Origin of the sequence: Pedobacter sp. HMWF019 (assembly GCF_003061025.1) — a bacterium.
Taxonomy (GTDB): Bacteria; Bacteroidota; Bacteroidia; order Sphingobacteriales; family Sphingobacteriaceae; genus Pedobacter.
In genome coordinates this window covers 1-7603 of record NZ_QAIL01000474.1, presented here as the reverse complement: position 1 = coordinate 7603, position 7603 = coordinate 1, and the positions used below count along the sequence as shown (strand labels likewise).

Below are 7603 nucleotides of genomic sequence, written 5' to 3'. Positions count from 1 at the left end.
GGTATACCCTGCTCCAATATGAATAATAAAAGCAAAAAATATCAGTGAAAACAAGTTTGTAATGAACTGTAGACTGAACAACATGATACAAACAAAAACGACCTGTAACACCAGATTTACGACAAGTCGTTTAAAAAATGGGCGGTTGATGGTTGCCTTGCCGATAAAACCGCCAACCATCCAGGCAAAACCAAGTACAAGTGAGCTGTATCCTGCTATAACAGGTGAAAGATTCAGGTGATGCTCTATAATAAATGGCCCAGTCATATTGTAAATCATAACCATACAATAAGCCAGGCCTAACATTACAATACCCAGGGTAAAACTGGCTGTTGTGATCATTGTGCTATAAATATTTACGATTTTTTTGAAGTTAAACTCCGTAAAATGCACCAGTGTTTCTCCGCTATAAATCAATTCCAATACCGCAAATACAGCAGCGAGCCCAGCCAGGAAATAGAAATTGGATTCCCAGCCAAACAGATTTTGTAAGTAGCCCCCTATAAAAGGGGCCACAATTGGACCCGTTGACCAAATAATAGAGAAAAGGCTTAAATAATGTTTGAGTTGATCACCTGTAAATAAATCTACAAAGTAAGCCCGCTTAGCCACAACAATAGCTCCTACTGTTAGCCCATGAATAATTCTCATCAAATAAATTAAATATATATGATGTGTTGTTGCCACAACAATACTTGCTAAAGCAAAAATGACCAGTGAAACCAGGCTTACCCGATACCTTCCAAAACTATCCAGGACACTACCAATAAACAATTGAGAAATGCCATAACTTATTAAAAACAAACTTAAAGTAAGTTGGACCTCGATACTACTTACCTGCATTTTAGCGGCCATAGTTGGCAGAGAGGGAATATAGATATCTGTCGCAAAACCTGATAACGGAAGCAGTGCAAAAGCCAAAACGGTTGCCACACCTCTATTTTTTTCTTTCATAAACACCGCAAAACTACGATTTTAATCTCCTAAGTAGTTTATGAAATTCAAACATATGATTATGCCATTCAAAGAACAGAATCACACAAAACAGACTAAAAACAACGTTATCACATCTTATTGTAAAAAAGACTATTGATAATCAATGACCAAGCTTTAGGATTTATAACACCACAACACCTCATCGCTTAAAAAGCGGACTACTTGTTTTTGGTTTAAACGGAAAATAACACAGGAAAACCCATAGTCATCACTTTCTATTTCCAGAACTTCACCCAAATTTATAATCCGGTCTGTCGGCTCAATTTCAGCAATGTGTTTTTTTACAATTTGGTCGTTTAGGGTTATGGTTGTATTCAACATAGAGCATTAAGTCTAATTTAACAATAGGTTACTTATCTTACTAAATTGCAAGTAAAGTGAACTCATTGTAAAATTACATATTCAAAACTATTTATCAATAATAATTTTACACAACATCTTCATAATGAACACCATTATTCCTGGAATCTAGTTTCTTTTCCAGAACAAAGTACAATTGTTTATCAGACTGGATTTATATTCCAGGATATGCGTAGGGATTACACATGTCCTGGAATATAAATCTCTTACCTTTTGTTTTGGGGCATCCCTGAATAGATAAGAATATCCTCTGGTATACTCAAGGCATAACGATTATCATTAGCAGGCAACTCATAACTTTTCCCGTCCAGGCTGCGTTTAAGCACGATACCGGCACCTTGTTTATTTAGACGTTTTACATCCATCCACCTCAGCCCCCGCATTATTAATTCCTTTCTGCGTTCAACGAGAATAATATTCAAGAGTTCCTTAGGATTTTCATCAACGATAAGCTTCAGTGTACCAGTTTTCCATCTTTTAAGCAATAAAGCATTCAAATCGGATAAAGCTCCCTTTGCATCTCCCTTTTTAACCCGACATTCCGCACGCATCAAATAGACTTCATCTGTAGCAATTCCTCCGAAGATACTTAGACTATAATTCCCTTTAAAGCAAAATGTATTTTCTGCTATTTTCCTGAAAAAGGCTGATTTACGAAGGTCATTGTCATCATATGAACTATATAAGTTGTAATCAACTTTCGCTCTGCTTTGAGACAGCATCATATGATTCTGAAAGCTATCAAAGCAAACTTCTTTATTAAACCTTGGAAAAGGTGCTCTTAAATCTACATTAATATCCTTATTATAATCCAATAACCCACTGTGTTTCTGCAAATACAAATCAGTATATTTAAGACAATTGTCATAATCTCCCATTGAAAGATAGACCCTTGCCAAAAGACCCCAGGCCGCTGGTTTTGACGCCCTTGTTTTCGCTAACGGCTCATCAGAAAGTAAGGAACCAGCTAAAATCAAATCTTCGGTAATTTGCTGGTAACAATCCGAAACAGTAGCACGAAAGGAAGGAACATTAAAATCCTGGCTCGATCTCAAAGGGATTCCAAGATCCCGATCTGCAGTGGCAGGATCGTAAGCTGTCGCCCAGGTTAGGGTTGCTGAAAAAAACTGCTTAGCCCGGATAAATAAGGCCTGACCTTTTACATTTTCCCATTGCATTTGGTTAGATGGAATTTTTTCTATTTTATTTAAATTATCCAATACCACGTTCGTACTGAAAACAATTTTGTAGGTCGAGCTCCAATCATTAGTGGTACTTCTAAAGATGCGGTCATTTTGCCAGGTATACATTCTCCTATATTCTTCATATGGAAGAGATTCCAAATCCGAGCGGTTAAGATAATAGTCGTCAGAACTGATCTCTCCTGCCGAAATATCCAGTGAATTAATGACCCCTTCATCGTCCAGCAAAGCTTGAAGATCTTCAAGATTAGAAGGTACAGTCAAGGACTGCAGTGGTTTTGGATCAAGAAACTTTTTACATCCTACAAAGACACCCAGTATCAGTAAGAGGCATATCATATGTTTTTTCATTTGCATAAATTTGTTTTTTAGTGATGAATTTGCCTTACAAGCTAAGTCTCAAGCCAAAAGAAATCATTTTAGACGGGGCTAAATTCTGGCCAGAAGCGTAATCGGGATCGAGACCTTTTTTATTTGCCCGCCAAAGCAGACCTATATTACTTAGGCTGGCATACAACTGAAGACTTTTACACGCCATTTTTTTGAGTACACGCTCATCAAACTCATAGCCCACGGTAATATATTGCAAGCGGATATGGTCGCCTTTTTCAACATTGATCTCCGCACCATTATAAAACAAATCCCGGTTGTTATCAGCCGGATATATCAACGATGGTACATTCGTAAAACGCTCATCCCCTGACTTCTGCCAACGGCTTGCAAACTCAGAATTCCCCTGTCTCAACTCAAACAACCTACTATAGTTCAAAGAAGGCCTCCTAAAATAATAGCCAAACTTATACATCACCCTTATTGATAAGGAGAACGCTTTCCAGGAAAAATCATTTCCTATCGAACCAAACAGTGTAGGTATCACCGAACCATGATAAACCAAATCAGCTACTTTAGTGGAGTCACCATAAATTGCCGCATAATTCTTACTGACATGACCGTTTATATATCCGAGCGGGTCTCCGGTAACAGGATCAAGCCCCTTCCATTTGAATGAAAACATCGCATATACGGGCTTACCCACCAGTGCCGAAATTAAGGGAGAACTTGAAATGTAATCGCTGCCTCTCGGTGCCTTTTGATCATAAGAGGTCACCTTTCCAGTATTGGTACTAAAGTTTAAGACTGTATTCCATCGCATCCCCCCCTTCAGATTTTGGGAATTCAAATTGACATCGATGCCACTACCGCTCATACTGGCCACATTTTTTGTCAGTCCACTGGTAATTCCTGTTGTATAATCTATTCTGGCAGCTCCGAAAAGATCAACTCCTTTTTTCTGATAATACTCTATACTTCCTCTTATCCTGCTGTTTCTGATTTCAAAATCAAGTCCTAAGTTAATCGTACGGATCTTTTCCCACTTCAATTCCGGGTTACCGTATCTACTTACATAAGCATATTGTGTTTGGGTATTTTCGTTTGTCCAGGGAGAATAGGTAATTGTCGTTAAAGCAACCCGAGACGGATCAGCATTTCCGCTAAAGCCGTAAGAGCCTCTTAATTTCAGATAAGGAACTACCTCACTGGAATAGAAAGAGGCCTTTGAGAGGTGATAAGCTAGTCCCGCTGACCATAATGGTGTCCATTTTTCATTCGTATTCACTCCAAAGAGATTAGAAGCATCTCTCCTCCCACTTAAGGAAAAAGTATACTTTTCATCGTAGGTATAGGCAGCATTTCCATAAAAAGAAATGAACCTGTTCATACTTTTATTAAAGTACATCGGATTCGGAATTTGATCTACCTGACCTTGTGGCAATATTGTTGGATAAAAACTTACATAATCTACATTACCTGAACTTAAAGTTAGTGGATTATAACCATAGGCTCTGAAATTAGCTTCAGGCCGTTCTATCTGTCGTATTTCACCCCCCAAAATAGCCGTTATCCCATGCAGCTTACTTATACTGTGATTGTAATTGATCTGCGCCCGCAATTGTTGACTTTGCAGCAAATTGTTAGAAAAATCAGCAATTGCTCCCCTGGGTACTCTATAATTTACATCATTCGTTAATGGATCTGTATAAGTAAACCTGTTCACCAGATTTCTTGTAAAATAACTATCTATATCATAAACAGTTTTCCCATCATTTTGCTGTCTTTCATATTGATACTTTAAGTCAATTCCTAATAAAGAGTTGATCTTGTAGGTTAAACCGAGATTACCCGTAAAATCGAACAACTTATTTTCTACAACACTGTGCGTGTAGTCATCTAAAGGATAATAATTCCAGTCCAAAAGTTTACTACTCGAAATTCCATCCAGGAAGGATTGCCTGTAATCTTTGATAATCGCTAATTTTTGTCCGAACTCATCTACAAGTCTGGTATAAGGAGGTAAATTTCCATTTGCAGTTTTAAGATCAAAAAAACCAGGTTTTCCATTACCCGCAACACTCTTTGTTAAATATAAAGATGCATTAATCTGCAACTGATCTGATGCCTGCCAAGTGTTGCTCATTTGTAAATTCAAGCGGTTATCTTTTGCTGCTAACCCGCCTATATTTCTGTCATAGCCTGCAGAAAACAACCATGAATAAGCAGATGAACCACCTCTGGCGCTCAATGCGTATTGCTGATCAACTGCTGTTTGATAAAAATACTTATTCAGATCATTCCGGTAATCGTTCAATCTGTAGCTATCAAGCTGTATTTGGGCCTCTTCTGGACTAAGCGTACCGTTTAGCTTTTTAAATAAAATTTCGTAGACAGGTGAAAAAGGCGGCTGATTGACATTGGAGATATCCCCAACTTTATATTTCTTCGCAAATAAATCCTGCTCAAGGTCAATATAGTCACTGGAAGACATTTGCGGCAAACTAAAAAGGCCAGGCTTTGCAGTGAAAGAAATATTGGAATTAAAATCTACACGCACAGGCTGATTAAAACGACCTTTTTTTGTCGTAATTACAATGACTCCATTTCCAGCTTTTGTACCCCAGATAGATGCGGCAGCAGCATCTCTGAGAATAGTTATATTCTCTACATCATTTGGATTAATGTTTTTAAGGTCACCGTTATAAGGAAAATTATCCACAACAATAAGCGGTCCTTTAACACCAAGAATAGTGGTTTGACCACGTATCATCATATTCTGTGCTCCTGAACTTACACCGGTATATTTGTCAATAGAAAATCCATTAGCAACCGCCTCCAGACGATCAAGAACATTTCTGCTGACCTGCTCGTTGAAAGTTTTAAGATCGACCGTGCTAAAGGAACCGGTAGCCCGCTCTTTCGGAATAACCTGATAACCGGTATATACATTAACTTCTTGAAGCATACCGGCCTCAGCCCGCATTTGCAACTCAAGAAATACCGTCGCCCCTGAGATGGGTAATGTAAGCTTCTGATAGCCCACAAAAGTAACTATAAGCGAATCCGGCAGATAGCTGGCGGAAACTGAAAACAAGCCATCATATCCGGAATAACTATGCCCACCGGATAATTTCATTTGCAAGCTTGCTCCCACCATCAGCTTGCCCGTTGCTGCATCAACAATTCTTCCCTTCACTATTTTCTGCCCGCTATTGTTTTGGGCCATCAAAAAGAACGGGATCACAATACAACATAACAAGTTATAATATCTCATATGATTTGGTTTAAAATGATATTTTTAATTTATTTACAGGTCTAAATACCAGCACAGTAAGTGTTCTGAATTGCTCAGTAAGGCTCAAGCCTTGCTTTTCTAAACAAGATTTAAGTGCGGGCAAATTAGTGAGGTCCTGTGGTAAGTCCAGGTTAACCGGAGTGGAAGAGCCGCTTTCATCCAGTAAGGGCAACGGCAACTTTTGATTCAAATAATTAATCAATAATGATAATTGCTGCCCGCGAATATAATTTCGTGATTCCTGACTATTAAAAAGATATCCGACAGGCAATCCGGAATCGGATTTTCTATATCCGACATCTTTAAGGACCAGACAGGTAACCATTTTTTCTTCGAATGCTGCAGTCCATCCAAAGTATTGTTCCAGTTGCGTTCGCATCCTGGCTTTCACTACATCTATACCAGAGGGCGGACATATCAGTTCGAAGCAGAAGTTACGAGGATCCTCCGTTTTTCGCTGCAATACATTCAGGGAGTCGGACATTATATAAATTCGGCTTCGGGGAATGGACATCGCATTGTAAGCCAGCCGGAACAAATCAATCCTGGAAGCATTCAAACAACAATACCGTTCTATCATTCCAGATTTATTTTTGGTTGCCAGTGTTTGAGATGCAATTCCGGAAATAGCACCCGACATTTGAGAACGGTACAGGATCTGATCTCCCATGCCCCCATTGCCTCCAAAAAATAAGGGCTTATCAAGATCAAAATCTAAAACATCCTCTTTAATATTCGGTTTAAAAACCCTAAAATTTAGAACATTGCTAATATGGTCGGCAGAAAGCTCTGAAGAAGAAGTCGTAGCGAGGACCGTGTCATTTCTAAGCCAGACATAATGGGGAATCATTTGATGTCTGAACAGTTTGCTCAGCAGTGTGTCGTTAACGACAGAAGATAATTTATCTCCTGAATTTCCAGTTCGCTCCAGCAATGCCTTCACTTTTTCGGGGCTATCCCCTGTATTCTTACTGTTAACCAGAAGAATCCTTAAACTTTCGGGAAACAGTTTTTGCAAAGAATCCAATTTTGGAAAGGCGGAAACACAAGCCCCGCACCAGGTAGCCCAAAAGTCCAAAATAATTAATTTACCCTTATCGCTTTTCAGCGTGGTTACTGTTCTTCCGTTTGGATCATTTATGATTTCCAGCGGTTCGTCTAATAAGCGATCTGGAACTACTCCGCCCATTTCAACCGGTGGCCAGTCAGCAGTTCTTTTTTTTTGACTATAACTCGTAAAGCTTAGGCAAAGCAAAGCCATTACGATAGAAAATATCGTTTTTTTATACATGTTTTTTTTATTTGGTTAAGAAATTTTGATTGAATTCAAGGGATTGGATCAATCCGGCGGACAAATGATAAGTCTATATTTCATTCCACAACATCTGCAAGGAGTTAAAAACAAATACATTAATTA

At 38.7% G+C, this 7603-nt stretch carries 5 protein-coding genes; all 5 read right to left on the bottom strand.

Translation table 11 applies throughout. The features are described from left to right. Positions 1–954 (bottom strand): MFS transporter (locus DBR11_RS24660; RefSeq protein ID WP_108555241.1); only part of this gene is annotated, 954 nt, incomplete at its 3' end. Between the two features lie 156 nt (positions 955–1110). Beyond that, the gene (locus DBR11_RS24655) at positions 1111–1317 is read right to left on the bottom strand and encodes a hypothetical protein (RefSeq protein WP_108555240.1); all 207 of its coding nucleotides are present in this window, start codon (positions 1315–1317) and stop codon (positions 1111–1113) included. 245 nt (positions 1318–1562) lie between these two features. After that, entirely contained in the window at positions 1563–2909 is a 1347-nt protein-coding gene (locus DBR11_RS24650; RefSeq protein WP_199233951.1) for a RagB/SusD family nutrient uptake outer membrane protein, read from the bottom strand. Positions 2910–2943: 34 nt separating this feature from the next. Beyond that, entirely contained in the window at positions 2944–6165 is a 3222-nt protein-coding gene (locus DBR11_RS24645) for a SusC/RagA family TonB-linked outer membrane protein (protein ID WP_108555238.1), read from the bottom strand. A gap of 10 nt (positions 6166–6175) precedes the next feature. Then, positions 6176–7477: a TlpA disulfide reductase family protein gene (locus tag DBR11_RS24640; protein ID WP_108555237.1), complete on the bottom strand. Its 1302-nt coding sequence runs from the start codon at positions 7475–7477 to the stop codon at positions 6176–6178. Positions 7478–7603: the final 126 nt, after the last annotated feature.

Excerpts from the sequence above, each read along its gene's own strand:
- DBR11_RS24650 (WP_199233951.1), bottom strand. The coding sequence starts at position 2,909 with ATGAAAAAACATATGATATGCCTCTTACTGATACTGGGTGTCTTTGTA.
- DBR11_RS24640 (WP_108555237.1), bottom strand. The coding sequence starts at position 7,477 with ATGTATAAAAAAACGATATTTTCTATCGTAATGGCTTTGCTTTGCCTA.
- DBR11_RS24645 (WP_108555238.1), bottom strand. The coding sequence starts at position 6,165 with ATGAGATATTATAACTTGTTATGTTGTATTGTGATCCCGTTCTTTTTG.
- DBR11_RS24655 (WP_108555240.1), bottom strand. The coding sequence starts at position 1,317 with ATGTTGAATACAACCATAACCCTAAACGACCAAATTGTAAAAAAACAC.